Source organism: Micromonospora sp. NRRL B-16802 (assembly GCF_001279555.1).
Lineage (GTDB): Bacteria > Actinomycetota > Actinomycetes > Mycobacteriales > Micromonosporaceae > Micromonospora > Micromonospora profundi.
This window is the reverse complement of the sequence record NZ_LGEB01000066.1, coordinates 11853-25934: the sequence shown is the minus strand read 5'-3', so window position 1 is coordinate 25934 and position 14082 is coordinate 11853. Positions and strand designations below refer to the sequence as shown.

Sequence of the window (14082 nt, the reverse complement as noted above, 5' to 3'; positions counted from 1 at the left end):
GTCGGTGTCTCGGAGCGTGCGGGTCAGTGGCCGTCGAGGACGTCGCGCAGCCTCGCCGCGAACTCCTCCGGCTTGCCCGCGTAGCCGTACTCACCGCCGAGGAAACCACCGTGGTGGCTCGGAAACACCACGGCTTCCTGGCCGAGCAGCGCCGCGGTGCCCAGGGCCGTACGCGCGGTGTACGTCCCGGCCGATTCCTCGCCGACCGCGATCACGATCCGGGTCGGCGCGGCGGTGAGCGCGTTCGCGTCGGGCACGTAGTCGGTGATCGCCCACGAATTCTGGGACAGCAGTGGATCGTCCCGGTTGCCGTCGTCGTCGGTCGACAGGCCGAACATCGCCGGGTCGGGCGTGGGCTGGGCGAAGTAGGCGTCGGTGAACTCGCCCTGCCAGGACGTCATGGCGATGAACGCGGCCATGCCGGCTCCGGCGCCGTTGGTCTGGTACGCGTCGTAGAAGGCGGCGCGGGCGCGCTCGGCTGCGGTGGCGTCCGGGAGCACGGCGTTGATGGGCGGCTCGTGCGCGACAAGCGTGACGACGTCGCCGGGGTGGGTGGCTACCAGTTCGAGTGCGGTCACCGCGCCGCCGCTGCTGGCGAACACGTCGACCGGACCGGCGTCGAGCGCCTCGATCAACAGGTGCAGGTCGGCTGCCTGGCGCTGCGGTGTGTGGTCGGACCGGCCGTCCGAGCGGATGCTGCGGCCCAGCCCGCGCGGGTCGTAGGTGACGACAGTGCGGTCGGGGAAGAGTGGGGCGAGGGCGTCGAAGCCCTCAGCCGTCATCGGCTGGCCGATCATGAGCAGTGGTGGGCGTCCGTCGGTCGGCGGCAGCGGGCCGCGAACGTCGTAGACCAGGTCGACACCGGCTATGGCGAGGGTGTGCGCCTGCGGTTCCGTCATCCCGTGAGACTACGGCCGACGGGACGGGATTGAGGTGCGCGAATCGCGCGGCCCGAGCGCCGCTTCCGGCGGGAGGTCGCCGCATTGTTAAAACCTCGTGGCGTCGACCACTTCACTATGCATGACCATGCGGCATGGTGCATACTCTTCCTCGTGTCCAAGGTTCTCACCTCCCTGCCCATCGGCGAACGTGTCGGCATCGCCTTCTCCGGCGGCCTCGACACCTCGGTCGCGGTCGCGTGGATGCGCGACAAGGGCGCCGTCCCCTGCGCCTACACCGCAGACATCGGCCAGTACGACGAGCCCGACATCGGTTCGGTGCCCGGTCGCGCACTCAGCTACGGCGCCGAGGTCGCCCGGCTGGTCGACTGCCGTGCCGCCCTGGTCGAGGAAGGGCTGGCCGCGCTGACCTGCGGGGCCTTCCACATCCGCTCCGGCGGGCGGGCGTACTTCAACACCACCCCGCTGGGTCGGGCCGTGACCGGGACCCTGCTGGTCCGGGCGATGATCTCCGACGACGTCCAGATCTGGGGCGACGGCTCGACGTTCAAGGGCAACGACATCGAGCGGTTCTACAGGTACGGCCTGCTGGCCAACCCGCAGCTGCGCATCTACAAGCCGTGGCTCGACACCGACTTCGTCACCGAGCTGGGTGGGCGCAAGGAGATGTCGGAGTGGCTGCTTGAGCGCGGCCTGCCGTACCGGGACAGCACCGAGAAGGCGTACTCCACCGACGCCAACATCTGGGGCGCCACGCACGAGGCGAAGACCCTTGAGCACCTCGACACCGGCATCGAGACCGTCGAGCCGATCATGGGTGTCCGGTTCTGGGACCCGTCCGTGGAGATCCCGACCGAGGACGTCACGATCGGCTTCGACCAGGGTCGCCCGGTGACGATCAACGGCAAGGAGTTCGGCAGCGCTGTCGACCTCGTGCTGGAGGCCAACGCCATCGGCGGCCGGCACGGCCTGGGCATGTCGGACCAGATCGAGAACCGGATCATCGAGGCCAAGAGCCGCGGCATCTACGAGGCGCCGGGCATGGCGCTCCTGCACGCCGCGTACGAGCGACTGGTCAACGCCATCCACAACGAGGACACCCTGGCGAACTACCACAGCGAGGGCCGTCGCCTCGGCCGGCTGATGTACGAGGGCCGCTGGCTGGACCCGCAGGCGCTGATGCTGCGCGAGTCGTTGCAGCGCTGGGTCGGCACGGCGGTCACCGGCGAGGTGACGCTGCGGCTGCGCCGGGGCGAGGACTACTCGATCCTGGACACCACCGGGCCGGCGTTCAGCTACCACCCCGACAAGCTGTCGATGGAGCGTACCGAGGATTCGGCGTTCGGTCCGTCGGACCGGATCGGTCAGCTCACCATGCGCAACCTGGACATCGCCGACTCGCGGGCGAAGCTTGAGCAGTACGCGACGCTCGGCATCGTCGGCGGCGGAAGCTCGCAGCGGATGGTCGGGGCCGCGCAGGCCGCCTCGACCGGGTTGATCGGCGCGATGCCGGAGGGCGGCGCGGAGGCGATCGCGTCCCGGGGCGTCTCGTCCGCCGACGACGCGGCCCTCGACCGCGCCGCGATGGAGTTCGGCGTCGACTGACGCGCGTTCGATCTTCACCCGACGGCCCGCCACGCAGCCCGCGTGGCGGGCCGTCGCTGTTGGTGGTGATGTCCTGAGGGTGGCCGGCGCCACCCGCCTGAGCCGCGCCGCCGGGACCGCGGATGCGCCGACTCCGGCACCGGCACTGCAACAAACCTGCAAGCGTCAGCTCTTGCCTCCAGGGAAACCGCTTTCCTACGATTGCCTTACATCGATGTTTCGTTCGTGGGTCGGGCAGCCACACATCGACCATTGCTGCTAGCCGCAGGGCCGTTCGCGCGACGGTTCCCCATTTCCTGGGCTGTGGCATTCCGGCGAGCTGTTTGCGACTGACCGTCGCCGATTCAGGGCGGTCGGTGGTGCCCCCGTGCCGAAGAAGCGCGGCCGCGACGGCTGCCGCACGCACTGGCAGAACCAAACCGATACGAAGTGAGGCGAGATGAGACGACCAGTCGCACTGCGACTTCAGGCGGTGGTGGCCACGGCGGCCGTGGGGATCGTGACAGGGCTGAGCCTGTCGACCCCGCAGGCGTCGGCGGCGGTCGGGAGCGCCACCGGCTACGCCACCCAGAACGGCGGAACCACCGGCGGCGCGGGCGGGCAGACGGTACGCGCGACCACCGGGACCGCGATCCACGCGGCGTTGTGCGGGCGGGCCAGCAGCAGCACCCCGATCACCATCGAGGTCAGCGGGACGATCAACCACGGCAACACCAGCAAGGTGTCCGGTTCGAGCTGCAACACAGCGGATGGCGTGATCGAGCTCAAGCAGATCAGCAACGTCACGATCATTGGGGTCGGCAGCGCCGTCTTCGACCAGCTCGGCATCCACATCCGCGACTCCAGCAACATCATCATCCAGAACGTGACGGTCCGGAACGTCAAGAAGTCGGGCTCGCCCACCTCCAACGGCGGTGACGCCATCGGTATGGAGAGCACGGTCCGCAACGTCTGGGTCGACCACGTGACCCTGGAGGCGTCGGGTGGCGAGTCGGAGGGCTACGACGGCCTGTTCGACATGAAGGACAACACGCAGTACGTCACGCTGTCCTACAGCATCCTGCGCAACTCCGGTCGCGGTGGCCTGGTCGGGTCGAGCGAGAGCGACCTCTCCAACGGCTTCATCACGTACCACCACAACCTGTACGAGAACATCGACTCCCGTACGCCGCTGCTGCGCGGTGGCACCGCCCACATCTACAACAACCACTACGTGAGCCTGCGCGAGTCCGGCATCAATTCCCGGGCCGGGGCGAAGGCCAAGGTGGAGAACAACTACTTCCAGAACTCCAAGGACGTGCTGGGCACGTTCTACACGAACGAGCGGGGCTACTGGCAGGTCAGCGGCAACATCTTCGACAACGTGACCTGGTCCAGCGCCGGCAGCGAGAACTACCCCGCCGGCCCGAACCCGACGTCCAACACCACTGTCAACATCCCGTACTCGTACAGCCTCGACGGCGCGAGTTGCGTGCCGAGCATCATCCGTCAGACGGTGGGTGCCAACACGGGGCTGAGGGTGTCGAACGGCAGCTGCTCGCCGCAGACCCCGTCGCCCACGACGCCCGCGCCGACCACCCCGCCGCCGACCACGCCGGCCCCCACCACGCCGCCGCCGACCACCCCGCCGCCGTCGGGCGGGACCAACCTCAGCCTCGGCGCCGGCGCGGACGGATCCAGCAAGGCCAGCGGGACCAGCTACGGCAACGTGCGTGACGGCAACCTCGGCACCTACTGGTCCCCGGCCGGGTCGACCGGCACCATCTCGATCAAGTGGGGCTCGGCCACCCGGGTGTCCCGTGTGGTCATCCGTGAACCGTCAGGCACCCAGGGCTCCATCGGGTCCTGGCAGCTCATCAACAACGACACCGGCGCCGTCCTGGCATCCGGCAGCGGGGCGGGTTCCATCAGCTTCGCGGCAACCTCACTGACCAAGATCAACTTCAAGATCAACAGCTCAAGTGGTACGCCGCGGGTCGGCGAGTTCGAGACGTACGCCAGCTAGGCGACTGGTTTCCGAACACGTCACCGGGTCCCCTCAGAGCGTGATTCCGCTCCGGCATCGTGATGTCGGAGCGGAATCACGCTCCTGCACGTGCCCAGCCCGACAAGTCCGCGCAACTTTTTCGGGCACTGATGTCGAGAACGCGGGTCTGGTTCCGTCCCCGGGGTGAGCGCGACCACAATGGGTCGGATCAGCTTCGAGGAGAGACGCGATGGCCAAGTACCTGCTGCTCAAGCACTACCGAGGCGCCCCGCCGGCGGTCAACGACGTCCCCATGGACAAGTGGACCCCCGAGGAGATCTCGGCGCACATTCAGTACATGAACGACTTCGCGGCCCGGCTCGAAGGCACCGGCGAGTACGTCGACGGGCAGGCGCTCGCCCCCGAGGGCACGTTCGTCAGGTACGACGGTGAGGGCCGCCCGCCGGTCACCGACGGCCCGTTCGCCGAGACCAAGGACCTCATCGCCGGCTGGATGGTGATCGACGTCGACAGCTACGAGCGCGCCGTCGAACTGGCCGGGGAGTTGTCCGCCGCTCCGGGGGCCGGCGGGAAGCCCATCCACGAGTGGCTTGAGCTGCGCCCGTTCCTGACGGCCCCGCCCACGATCACTGAGTGAACGAGGTCCTGCTCCGGCGTCTCCTGCCGAGCGTGCTCGGTGTCCTCGTCCGCCGCGGAGCTGACTTCGCGGCGGCCGAGGACGCCGTGCAGGACGCCCTGGTCGAGGCCGTCCGCGTCTGGCCGACCGATCCGCCGCAGGATGCAAAGGGCTGGCTGGTCACGGTGGCCTGGCGCCGGTTCCTCGACGCGACACGCTCCGATGCCGCTCGTCGGCGGCGCGAGGACCTCGTCGACGAGGAACCGGCGCCCGGCCCGGCGCGCGCTGTGGACGACACGCTTCAGCTCTACTTCCTGTGCGCGCACCCGTCGCTCACGCCGTCGTCGGCTGTCGCGCTCACGCTGCGCGCCGTCGGTGGGCTGACCACCCGCCAGATCGCGCGGGCCTACCTGGTGCCCGAGGCGACAATGGCGCAGCGGATCAGCAGAGCCAAGCGCACCGTCTCGGGCGTGCGGTTCGACCAGCCCGGGGACGTCGCCACCGTGCTGCGCGTGCTCTATCTGGTCTTCAACGAGGGCTACTCGGGAGACGTCGACCTGGCCGCCGAGGCCATCGGGCTCACGCGGCAGCTCGCGGCCGCTATCGACCATCCGGAGGTGTCGGGACTGCTCGCCCTGATGCTGCTGCACCACGCCCGGCGGGCAGCCCGGACCGCGCCCGACGGCAGCCTCGTGCCGCTCGCCGAGCAGGACCGCGGCCGGTGGGACACCGCGTCGATCGCCGAGGGCATCGGGATCCTCCAGGCGGCCCTCGCCCGCGACCGGCTGGGCGAGTACCAGGCTCAGGCGGCCATCGCGGCCCTGCACGCCGACGCGCCCACCGCCGAGGAGACCGACTGGGTGCAGATCGTCGAGTGGTACGACGAGTTGGTGCGGCTGACCGACAGCCCTGTCGTACGGCTGAACCGCGCGGTGGCCGTCGGTCAGGCCGACGGGCCACGCGCCGGTCTGGCGGCGCTCGCGGCGCTGGACGACGCGCTGCCGCGCCACACTGCGGTGGCGGCCTACCTGCGCGAACGCGACGGCGACCTGGCGACGGCGGCACGGCTGTACGCCGAAGCGGCGTTGAAAGCACCGAACCTCGCCGAACGGGACCACCTGACGCGCCAGGCCGCCCGGCTCAACGCCCGCCGCTGACGCCGCCGCCGGGAGAGGCAACCTCGCCGGCACGCCCTCGTCACGGCTGGTGGTATGCCTGGTGGCGGCTATCCTCCCCACCGTGACCCACGAACGTGAGCTGACCTCACCTGTAGACCTGTGCCAGCCGGACGGACGGCTCAACCCGGCTGCGGTCGGCTGGTCGCGTCGTCCCCTGCACACCGCCAACCTGCGCGGCTGGGGCCGGACCAAGCGGTGGGAGTACTGGGGCATCGTCACGCCACGACACATCGTCGGGCTTGTCGTCTCGTCGCTCGACTACGCCGGTGTGCACAGCAGCTACGTGCTCGACCGGCAGAGCGGCGTCGAGACGAAGACCGATGTGGTGGTGCCGCTGGCGCGCGGCGCGGTGTTGCCGCCGCGCAGCGGTGCGGGCGAGGTTCGGGCGCGGGGCCGCGACCTGGACATCCGGATCGATCAGCGTCCGGACGGCACCGCCATCTCGGCGAACACCTCCGGAGTACGACTGGAGGTGCTGGTGCCGCTGCCGGCCGGTCACGAGTCGCTCGCAGTGGTCGTTCCGTGGAGCCCGACGCGGTTCCAGTACACGGTCAAGGACGTCGGCCGCCCCGTTTCCGGCACGCTTGAGCTGCACGGCCAGACGTACGAGATCGGAGGACCGGACGCTTTCGCCGTGCTGGACCACGGTCGCGGCAGGTGGCCGTACTCGATCACCTGGAACTGGGCCGCCGGCGCGGCACCGGGACGGGCGATCCAGCTCGGCGGTCAGTGGACCGACGGCACCGGAGTCACCGAGAACGGCCTGTTCGTCGACGGCCGGCTGCACAAGATCGGCGACGAGCTGCGGTGGACCTACGACCGGTCGGACTGGCTGCGCCCGTGGCGGATCAGCGGCGACCGGGTCGAGGCCGAGTTCCAGCCGTTCCACGAGAAGGTGGCCCGCACCAACCTCGCAGTCGTCGCGAACGAGACGCACCAGTGTTTCGGGCACTTCTCCGGGTGGGCGAAGACCGACGACGGGACGAAGGTGAGCCTCGACGGGCTCGTCGGCTGGGCCGAGGAGGCACGCAACCGCTGGTAGGCCGGTTTCGCGCCGCTGGCCGGAACCCGTCGAGGTGTGGCAATTTCGCCTCTCGCCGCTGCGGTTCTCCCTGCTTAGGCTGCCTTTTCGTTACGGAGTTCCGAAAAGGTGATCATGCTTCGCTATGTCCTGCCAATCGTCATCGGGCTGGTCTACGTAGGCCTCAACTCCCTTGTTCCCGAGCCGCACCGCCGTCGTCTGAACGCGCTCATCGTCACGGGAGCCGGTGCCGCCTACATCAGTGGCGGCGGATTCGGCCTGTGGGAACTGGCCTTCTGCGCCGTGCTGGTCGTGGTGGGTTACGCCGGGCTCAGCTCCTACACCTTCATCGGCGTCGGATGGCTGCTGCACACCGCGTGGGACGTCCTGCACCACCGCCGCGGCACCCCGCTCATCCCGTCGCTGCACGACTCGTCGTTCGGCTGCGCCCTCTGCGATCCCGTCATCGCCCTGTGGTGCTTCGCCGGCGGCCTGTCGATCAAAGACATGTACGACCGTGTGAGCCGCCGGGCGACAGGTGCGGCCCGACCCGCGCCAACCGTCAGCGTCGAGGCCTGACTGGCTAGATTTCAGCCATGCACACCGTGGCAGTGCTCGCTCTCGACAGTGTCGTCCCGTTCGACCTCGCCACGCCGATGGAGGTGTTCCACCGCACCCGCATGGCCGATGGCAGGGCCGGCTACCAGGTTCGGATCTGTGCGGCGGCGCCCACTGTGACCACGGGCGCGTTCAGCATCGCGGTGCCGTGGGGGCTGGACATCCTCGACGACGCCGACACGATCATCGTGCCCGGTGTCAGCGACCCGGGCGCCGCCGCCCCCGCCGCCGTTCTCGACGCGCTGCGTGCCGCCGCCGCGAACGGGACCCGTATCGCCTCGATCTGCGGTGGCGCCTTCACCCTGGCCGCCACCGGTCTCCTCGACGGGCTCCGTGCCACCACGCACTGGGTCGCCACCGATGTGCTCGCCGCCCAGTTTCCGCGGGTCCAGGTCGACCCGAACGTCCTCTACGTCGACAACGGCCAGTTCCTGACCTCGGCGGGCGCCGCCGCCGGGCTCGACCTGTGCCTGCACATGATTCGGCGCGACTACGGCGCCACGGTGGCAGCCGACGCCGCCCGACTGTCGGTCATGCCGCTGGAACGCGCCGCCGGGCAGGCACAGTTCATCGTGCACGAACCACCGATCCCCGACGGGATCACCCTGGAGCCGCTGCTGGCGTGGCTGCGCGACAACGCCCGTCGCGAACTGACCCTTGCCGACATCGCCCAGCACGCCGGCATGAGCATCCGTACCCTGAACCGCCGCTTCCGTGACCAGACCGGCACCACCCCACTGCAGTGGCTGCTCCGCGTGCGCGTCCACCAGGCGCAGCGCCTCCTGGAAACCACTGCCCATCCGGTCGACCGCATCGCCGCCCGGGTCGGATTCGGCTCCACCACCGCCTTCCGGGACCGCTTCAAACTCGTCACCGGCACCAGCCCGCAGGCGTACCGGCGAGCCTTCCGCGGCACCTGAGCCGAGGGTCAGGAGATCGCGGCACGCACCAACTCGATGACCTTCTTCTCCACGGCCGGGCTCCATGCCTTCAGCGCGTACGCCACGGGCCACAGGTCGCCGTCGTCGAGGTTGGCAGTGTCCTGGAAGCCCACCGTGGAATACCGGTAGTTGAACTTGCCGGCATCCTGGAAGAAGACGACGATCTTGCCGTCGGCGTTCGTGTACGCGGGCATCCCGTACCAGGTCTTCGGTGCCAACTCGGGGGCGGCGGTGGTGATCGCCACGTGCACGCGCTCGGCGAGCACGCGATCCTCCGGTTCCATCTGCGCGATCCGGTCGAGGACCGCCTGTAGCCCGTCGGCCTTCTTGGCGCCCTTCCTGCCCTCGGCGCGCATCTCGGCGGCGCGCTCCTTCATCGCGGCGCGCTCGGCGGCGCTGAAACCATCGGTGGTGGTCGTGGACATTCTCGGCTCCCTCGTTCACGGCTCGGCGTGTGCCGGCCACCTGCGAAAAGGTTAGGTCCGGCGACCGTCGGGGTGCTTCTTGATTCCTGATCGAAAGTGCGGGCTGCCGAGCTGTCGCCGAGCCGGGGACGGGAATCCGGACGGATATGCTCGCGTCGGCGGAGCATGCTGCGTCCCCACTTCGGGGCAGGTGTCGATTCGAGGCGTACATGAACATCGGGGAGATCGCCCGCCGGGCCGGGGTGTCCCGCAGCACCGTCTCCTACGTGCTGAGCGGCAAGCGGGCGGTGTCCCAGGCGACCCGGCAGCGGATCCAGGCGGTCATCGACGAGCTGGACTACCGGCCGAACGCCAGCGCCCGTGCCCTGAAGGAGGGGCGCACCCGCACCCTCGGGCTGGTGATCCCGCCGGCGAGTCAGCGGTTGACCGACATGCAGTTGGGCTTCGTCGCCAGTGTCGTCGAGGCGGCCGCCCGCCATGACCTGGACGTGCTGCTGTCCCCGTCCGGTGGTGATCACGACCGGTCGTTCGAGCGGATCGTCACCGGCCGCCGGGTCGACGGCGTGGTCCTCATGGAGATCCGGCTGGAGGACGACCGGGTGACCCGGCTGGCCAAGGCGGGCCTGCCGTTCGTCACGATCGGTCGGACCGCCGAGCCGCGCGGCATGAGCTGGATCGACGTCGACTACGCCGGGTTGATCGCCCGTTGCGTACACCATCTGGCCGATCTGGGGCACCGGCAGGTCGCGCTGGTGAACCGCTCCGCCGAGCTGGTGGCGGCGGGGTACGGCCCCAGCCACCGAGCGCTGGCCGGCTTCCGGGAAGCGGTCGCGGAGCGGGGGCTGACCGGAGTGGACGTCTGCTGCGGCGACGACACCGCCGCCGGAGAGGCGTGCGTCGAGCAGTTGCTCGCCACGCACCGGGAGGTGACGGCGGTGGCGACGATCAACGAGGCGGCGTTGCCCGGAATGCAGCGGGCACTGACAAACGCCGGGCTGTCGGTGCCTGCCGACTTCTCCGTCACCGGAGTCGCCGCCCAGCACTGGGCGGAGGACTTCCGCCCACCGTTGACCGCCGCGGACGTGCCGACCCGGGAGATGGGCGCCGAGGCCGTGGCGCTGCTGTTGGAGAGCATCGCCGAACCGGGGGCGGTGCCCCGGCACCGCCTGTACAGCCCGCCCATCTCGTTGCGCTCCAGCACCGGGCCGAGGGCTCGTGAGTCGATCCGCTGACGCTTTCCGCCGTGCCCGGTCCGCTGCCTAGCCGCCTGTCGTCCGCCGCTGCTCCTGGGCTGCGGCGAGGATGAGATAGCTGCTTGCCGTCCAGGTGTAGGCGCGGTCCCGCAACCCGGCACCCGTCTCGGCGTCGAAGTTCTCCGCGAAGCCGGACTTCTCGCACAGAGCGAGGAAACGTCGGCTGACGTCGTCGGCGATGCTGGTGTGTCCGGCCCTCCGCAGACCGTCTTCGACGAGCACAGTGGAGGGTGCCCAGATCGGGCCACGCCAGTAGCCGTCGGCGACGTAGTGGGCCGAGTCCGGCGGCTCGGTGGCCAGGCCGTGCGTCGTCAGGTGAGCCTCGACGCCCCGGGCCAGCGCGGTGCTGACCGGGGCGGGCAGGTCCGCGCCGAGCGCGATGGGCATCAGGTCGAGCAGGCTGCGGCTCGCCCGCCGCTGCCCGGTGAGTGGGCTGCGGGCGGCGAAGCGTTCGCCGTCCCACAGGTCACGCAGCAGTGCCGTGCGAACCCGGTCGGCCTCTCGTGACCACTGCTCGGCGGGTTCGCCAAGCTCGACGGCGAGGTCGGCGAGACAGCGTAGTTGCGAGACCAGGAACGCCGCGAGGTCGGCGGTTTGCAGGACCCGGTCGTGGTCGAAGGTGCTGGCGTTGTCCCAGCCGCTGTCGTTGCCGTGCTGGTAGTGGGGGAGGTCGTGGCCGGGGGCGCGACGCGCGTCCAGCCAGAAACGGCTCCAACGGGCCAACCGGTCGTACGTCTCGGCAAGGGCCGCCCGGTCCGGGGGCTGGGGAAGACGTCGGCGCAGCTGTCGTAGGGCCCAGCCGTGGATGGGGGGTTTGACGTAGTTGTGCAGGACCTCGGAGTGGGCGACCGAGTCCGGCAGGGCACCGGCCGCGTCCTGGTGGTCGAAGGGCAGGTGGAACTGGTGCCAGGCCAGCTCCGGCTCGCCGGCGGCCAGGGCGATCGCGTTGAAGCAGTGGTCCCAGCTCCACACCTTGTCCATCCAGTGCTTGGACATCAGGACGGCCGGTCGGGCGAGGAAGCCCGCGGGGGAGACGGTGGCCGACCACAGGACGTACGCGGCAAGCTCGGCGGCCGGTGTTTCCGCGCCGCGCCACGGAGCGACCGCGTCGACGAACGCGGCGAACTCGCTGCTGCGGTGACGGCACGACTCGTCGAAGGTGGCCGACGGGATGTACGACCGGCGCGCTGTGGCGTACTCCTCGATGACGATCTCCCACTGTTGCTCGCCACCGAGGTCCAGGAACCGGTCGGCGGTGCCGAGCGCCTCCACGCCGTTGGTCAGCCGGAGTGCGCCGGAGAGCAGTGTGATCCGGTAGCGGCGGCCGGTCTCGTACGAGGTGAACACGTGCGAGCCGTCGGTCGGGTCGAGGTACAGGTAGGTGCCGCTGAACGGGGTGAGGGTGTCCGCCGCCGCGGCTATCCGCAGCCCGAGGCGGTGGCCCCGGATCCGCAGGGCGGCCGGCCCGTCGTAGACGGCCTCGATCCGGTCGGCGCCGCTGCGCCAGGTCAGCAACGCGGGCGTGGCGACGACAGTGGTGCCGGCGACCGCCGGGGTGAGGCGCAGCACCGGATGCAGGCCGATCTGGTGCGAGACCAGGTGCACATCGTCGGCGTACGTCTTCTCGGCGACCACAGGTGAGAGGTTGAACCAGGATCCGCGGTAGCTGAAGGGGATGTCCTGGATGGGGAACTCCGGACCGGGCGAGGCGACGGTCATGTGGTGGTTGCCTTTCTGCGCTGCGGATGGTCAGTCCTTGACCGCGCCGGCCGTCACGCCCGTGGAGACGTACCGCTGGGCGAGGACCAGCAGCACGGCGGCCGGGACGGAGGCGACGACGGCGGTGGCCATGATGGCGTTCCACTGCTGGTTGTTGTTGCCGATGTAGTGGTAGATGCCGAGGGTGATCGGCTGGTGGTCGCCGCCACCGGCGAGGGTCGAGGCGAAGATGAAGTCCGACCAGGACCACAGGAACGCGAAGAGTGACACAGTGACGATCGAGTTGCGGCTGACCGGCAGTACGACCGACCAGAAGGTCCGCAGCCGGCCGGCGCCGTCGACCACGGCGGCCTGGAGCAACTCGTCGGGGATCCCGGACATGAAGGCCGTGAAGATCAACACTCCGAACGGTACGGCCAGTGTGGAGTCGGCAAGGATCAGACCGGGCAGCGTGTTGAGTACGCCGAGGTGGAGATAGACGGCGTAGAAGCCCATGGCCATGATGATTCCCGGGATCATCTGCGCGATCAGCAGCACGAAGCTCAGCGCTGGGCCGCCGGGCGGGCGGAGCTTGGCCAGCGCGTATCCGGCCGGGGCGGCCAGCGCCAGGGTCAGCGCCACAGTGCCGAGACCGACAAGGAAGCTGGTGCCGAGGTACGGGAGTTGCTGGTCGAGCACGGCGCGGTAGCCGTCCAGGGTGCCGTCGGTCGGAAGCAGGTGCGGGGGAGTGGCCCGCATGTCCTGGTCACGGGTGAACGACACATTGATCATCCAGTAGACCGGGAAGAGCATCAGCCCGGTCAGCAGCAGTCCGACGCCGGTCTTCCACCGGAAGCGGGGCGGGGAGGCGGTCATCGCAGGTCCTGCCTCCGCTGGAAACGGATGTAGCCGAGCCCGGCCACCAGGGCCATCACGATGAGCAGGTTGCCGACGGCCGCGCCGGGCCCGAACTCCGGCAGCAGATTGCCGAAACCGAGCCGGTACGACCAGGTGGCGAGCGTGGCGGAGGAGCCGGTGGGGCCACCCCTGGTCATGATCCAGATGATGTCGAAGACCTTCAGCGTGTAGACGAGCCCCAGCAGCAGGGTGATCGCCGAGACGGGACGCAGCAGCGGAAGGGTGATCGACCAGAATCGCTGCCAGCCCGTCGCGCCGTCCAGCGCGGACGCCTCGTACACCTCGGTCGGGATCGCCTGGAGGCCGCTGTGCAACACCACAAGGTTGAACGGGATGCCGATCCAGACGTTCGCGATGATCACCGAGGTGAGTGACCAGCCCGGCGAGGTGAGCCAGTTGACCCTGTCGACCCCGACGACGCCGAGCGCCGCGTTCACCAACCCGGAGTCGCTGTTGAGCAGCCACGACCACGTCGACGCCGAGACGATCAGCGGCAGCAGCCACGGAATGAGGATCAACGCCCGCAGCGTGCGCGACAGCGGGAAGTGGTTGTGGAAGAAGAGCGCCAGAGCCATGCCGATGGTGAACTGGAAGAACAGCGACGCGCCGGTGAAGACCACTGTGTGCGCCAGCGTCGACCCGAAGGCCGGGTCGGTCAGGACGGTCCGGTAGTTGTCGAGACCGGCGAAGGGCGCGCCGCCCTGCACGAACGAGCGGACGGTGTACTCGCGCAGGCTCAACTCGACATTGCGGTAGAGCGGATAGGCGTAGAAGGCGGTCAGGTAGACGGTCACGGGTGCCAGGAAGGCCCAGGCCTGCCATCGGCCGCGTCGGCGTCGGGCACGGACAGGCGCGGGTGGGGCGGCCGTCGCCGTCGCACCCGGCTCTCGTGCGCTTGTGGAGGTCTGTGTCGTCGGGGGCAT

13 protein-coding genes are annotated in these 14082 nt (G+C 69.6%); 8 read left to right on the top strand and 5 right to left on the bottom strand.

Annotation, left to right across the window (positions count from 1 at the left end; all coding sequences use genetic code 11):
- Positions 1-23: 23 nt before the first annotated feature.
- Positions 24-899, bottom strand: a complete 876-nt coding sequence (locus ADK66_RS18775) for an alpha/beta fold hydrolase (protein ID WP_053657129.1) — start codon at positions 897-899, stop codon at positions 24-26.
- Between the two features lie 153 nt (positions 900-1052).
- Between ADK66_RS18775 and argG the strand changes: the two genes are divergently transcribed.
- The 7 genes from argG (at position 1053) to ADK66_RS18740 (ending at position 8844) form a co-directional block, all read left to right on the top strand.
- Positions 1053-2504, top strand: coding sequence for an argininosuccinate synthase (gene argG / locus ADK66_RS18770; protein WP_053657127.1), 1452 nt, complete (start codon positions 1053-1055; stop codon positions 2502-2504).
- 439 nt (positions 2505-2943) lie between these two features.
- Positions 2944-4509 carry a polysaccharide lyase family 1 protein gene (locus ADK66_RS18765; protein WP_053657125.1) on the top strand — a complete coding sequence of 522 codons (1566 nt, stop codon included), beginning with the start codon at positions 2944-2946 and terminating at the stop codon, positions 4507-4509.
- A gap of 211 nt (positions 4510-4720) precedes the next feature.
- Positions 4721-5128, top strand: coding sequence for a YciI family protein (locus tag ADK66_RS18760; protein WP_053657123.1), 408 nt, complete (start codon positions 4721-4723; stop codon positions 5126-5128).
- Positions 5125-6264, top strand: coding sequence for an RNA polymerase sigma factor (locus ADK66_RS18755; RefSeq protein ID WP_053657121.1), 1140 nt, complete (start codon positions 5125-5127; stop codon positions 6262-6264). Before ADK66_RS18760 ends, ADK66_RS18755 begins: the two co-directional genes overlap by 4 nt.
- Before the next feature lie 82 nt (positions 6265-6346).
- Complete coding sequence (locus tag ADK66_RS18750; protein WP_053657119.1) at positions 6347-7327, top strand: DUF2804 domain-containing protein; 981 nt, start codon at positions 6347-6349, stop codon at positions 7325-7327.
- 114 nt (positions 7328-7441) lie between these two features.
- Complete coding sequence (locus ADK66_RS18745; protein ID WP_053657185.1) at positions 7442-7885, top strand: DUF6010 family protein; 444 nt, start codon at positions 7442-7444, stop codon at positions 7883-7885.
- Positions 7886-7902: 17 nt separating this feature from the next.
- The gene (locus ADK66_RS18740; RefSeq protein ID WP_053657117.1) at positions 7903-8844 is read left to right on the top strand and encodes a GlxA family transcriptional regulator; all 942 of its coding nucleotides are present in this window, start codon (positions 7903-7905) and stop codon (positions 8842-8844) included.
- Positions 8845-8852: 8 nt separating this feature from the next.
- On the opposite strand, the gene ADK66_RS18735 is transcribed toward ADK66_RS18740, so the two are convergent.
- The gene (locus tag ADK66_RS18735) at positions 8853-9290 is read right to left on the bottom strand and encodes an iron chaperone (RefSeq protein WP_053657115.1); all 438 of its coding nucleotides are present in this window, start codon (positions 9288-9290) and stop codon (positions 8853-8855) included.
- 209 nt (positions 9291-9499) lie between these two features.
- Here ADK66_RS18735 and ADK66_RS18730 point away from each other — a divergent pair, with 209 nt between their 5' ends.
- Entirely contained in the window at positions 9500-10522 is a 1023-nt protein-coding gene (locus tag ADK66_RS18730; RefSeq protein ID WP_053657113.1) for a LacI family DNA-binding transcriptional regulator, read from the top strand.
- 27 nt (positions 10523-10549) lie between these two features.
- Here ADK66_RS18730 and ADK66_RS18725 read toward each other — a convergent pair whose 3' ends face one another.
- The 3 genes from ADK66_RS18725 to ADK66_RS18715 are packed head-to-tail and all read right to left on the bottom strand — an operon-like array spanning position 10550 to position 14082.
- Positions 10550-12262: an amylo-alpha-1,6-glucosidase gene (locus tag ADK66_RS18725; RefSeq protein ID WP_053657111.1), complete on the bottom strand. Its 1713-nt coding sequence runs from the start codon at positions 12260-12262 to the stop codon at positions 10550-10552.
- A 30-nt stretch (positions 12263-12292) separates the two neighbouring features.
- On the bottom strand, positions 12293-13117 hold the full coding sequence (locus tag ADK66_RS18720; protein WP_053657109.1) for a carbohydrate ABC transporter permease: 825 nt from the start codon (positions 13115-13117) through the stop codon (positions 12293-12295).
- Positions 13114-14082 (bottom strand): carbohydrate ABC transporter permease, encoded by a 969-nt coding sequence (locus ADK66_RS18715; protein ID WP_053657104.1) that lies wholly within the window; start codon positions 14080-14082, stop codon positions 13114-13116. Before ADK66_RS18715 ends, ADK66_RS18720 begins: the two co-directional genes overlap by 4 nt.

Excerpts from the sequence above, each read along its gene's own strand:
- ADK66_RS18775 (WP_053657129.1), bottom strand. The coding sequence starts at position 899 with ATGACGGAACCGCAGGCGCACACCCTCGCCATAGCCGGTGTCGACCTG.
- ADK66_RS18765 (WP_053657125.1), top strand. The coding sequence starts at position 2,944 with ATGAGACGACCAGTCGCACTGCGACTTCAGGCGGTGGTGGCCACGGCG.
- ADK66_RS18760 (WP_053657123.1), top strand. The coding sequence starts at position 4,721 with ATGGCCAAGTACCTGCTGCTCAAGCACTACCGAGGCGCCCCGCCGGCG.
- ADK66_RS18745 (WP_053657185.1), top strand. The coding sequence starts at position 7,442 with ATGCTTCGCTATGTCCTGCCAATCGTCATCGGGCTGGTCTACGTAGGC.
- ADK66_RS18740 (WP_053657117.1), top strand. The coding sequence starts at position 7,903 with ATGCACACCGTGGCAGTGCTCGCTCTCGACAGTGTCGTCCCGTTCGAC.
- ADK66_RS18735 (WP_053657115.1), bottom strand. The coding sequence starts at position 9,290 with ATGTCCACGACCACCACCGATGGTTTCAGCGCCGCCGAGCGCGCCGCG.
- ADK66_RS18730 (WP_053657113.1), top strand. The coding sequence starts at position 9,500 with ATGAACATCGGGGAGATCGCCCGCCGGGCCGGGGTGTCCCGCAGCACC.
- ADK66_RS18725 (WP_053657111.1), bottom strand. The coding sequence starts at position 12,262 with ATGACCGTCGCCTCGCCCGGTCCGGAGTTCCCCATCCAGGACATCCCC.
- ADK66_RS18720 (WP_053657109.1), bottom strand. The coding sequence starts at position 13,117 with ATGACCGCCTCCCCGCCCCGCTTCCGGTGGAAGACCGGCGTCGGACTG.
- ADK66_RS18715 (WP_053657104.1), bottom strand. The coding sequence starts at position 14,082 with ATGCCCCCGACGACACAGACCTCCACAAGCGCACGAGAGCCGGGTGCG.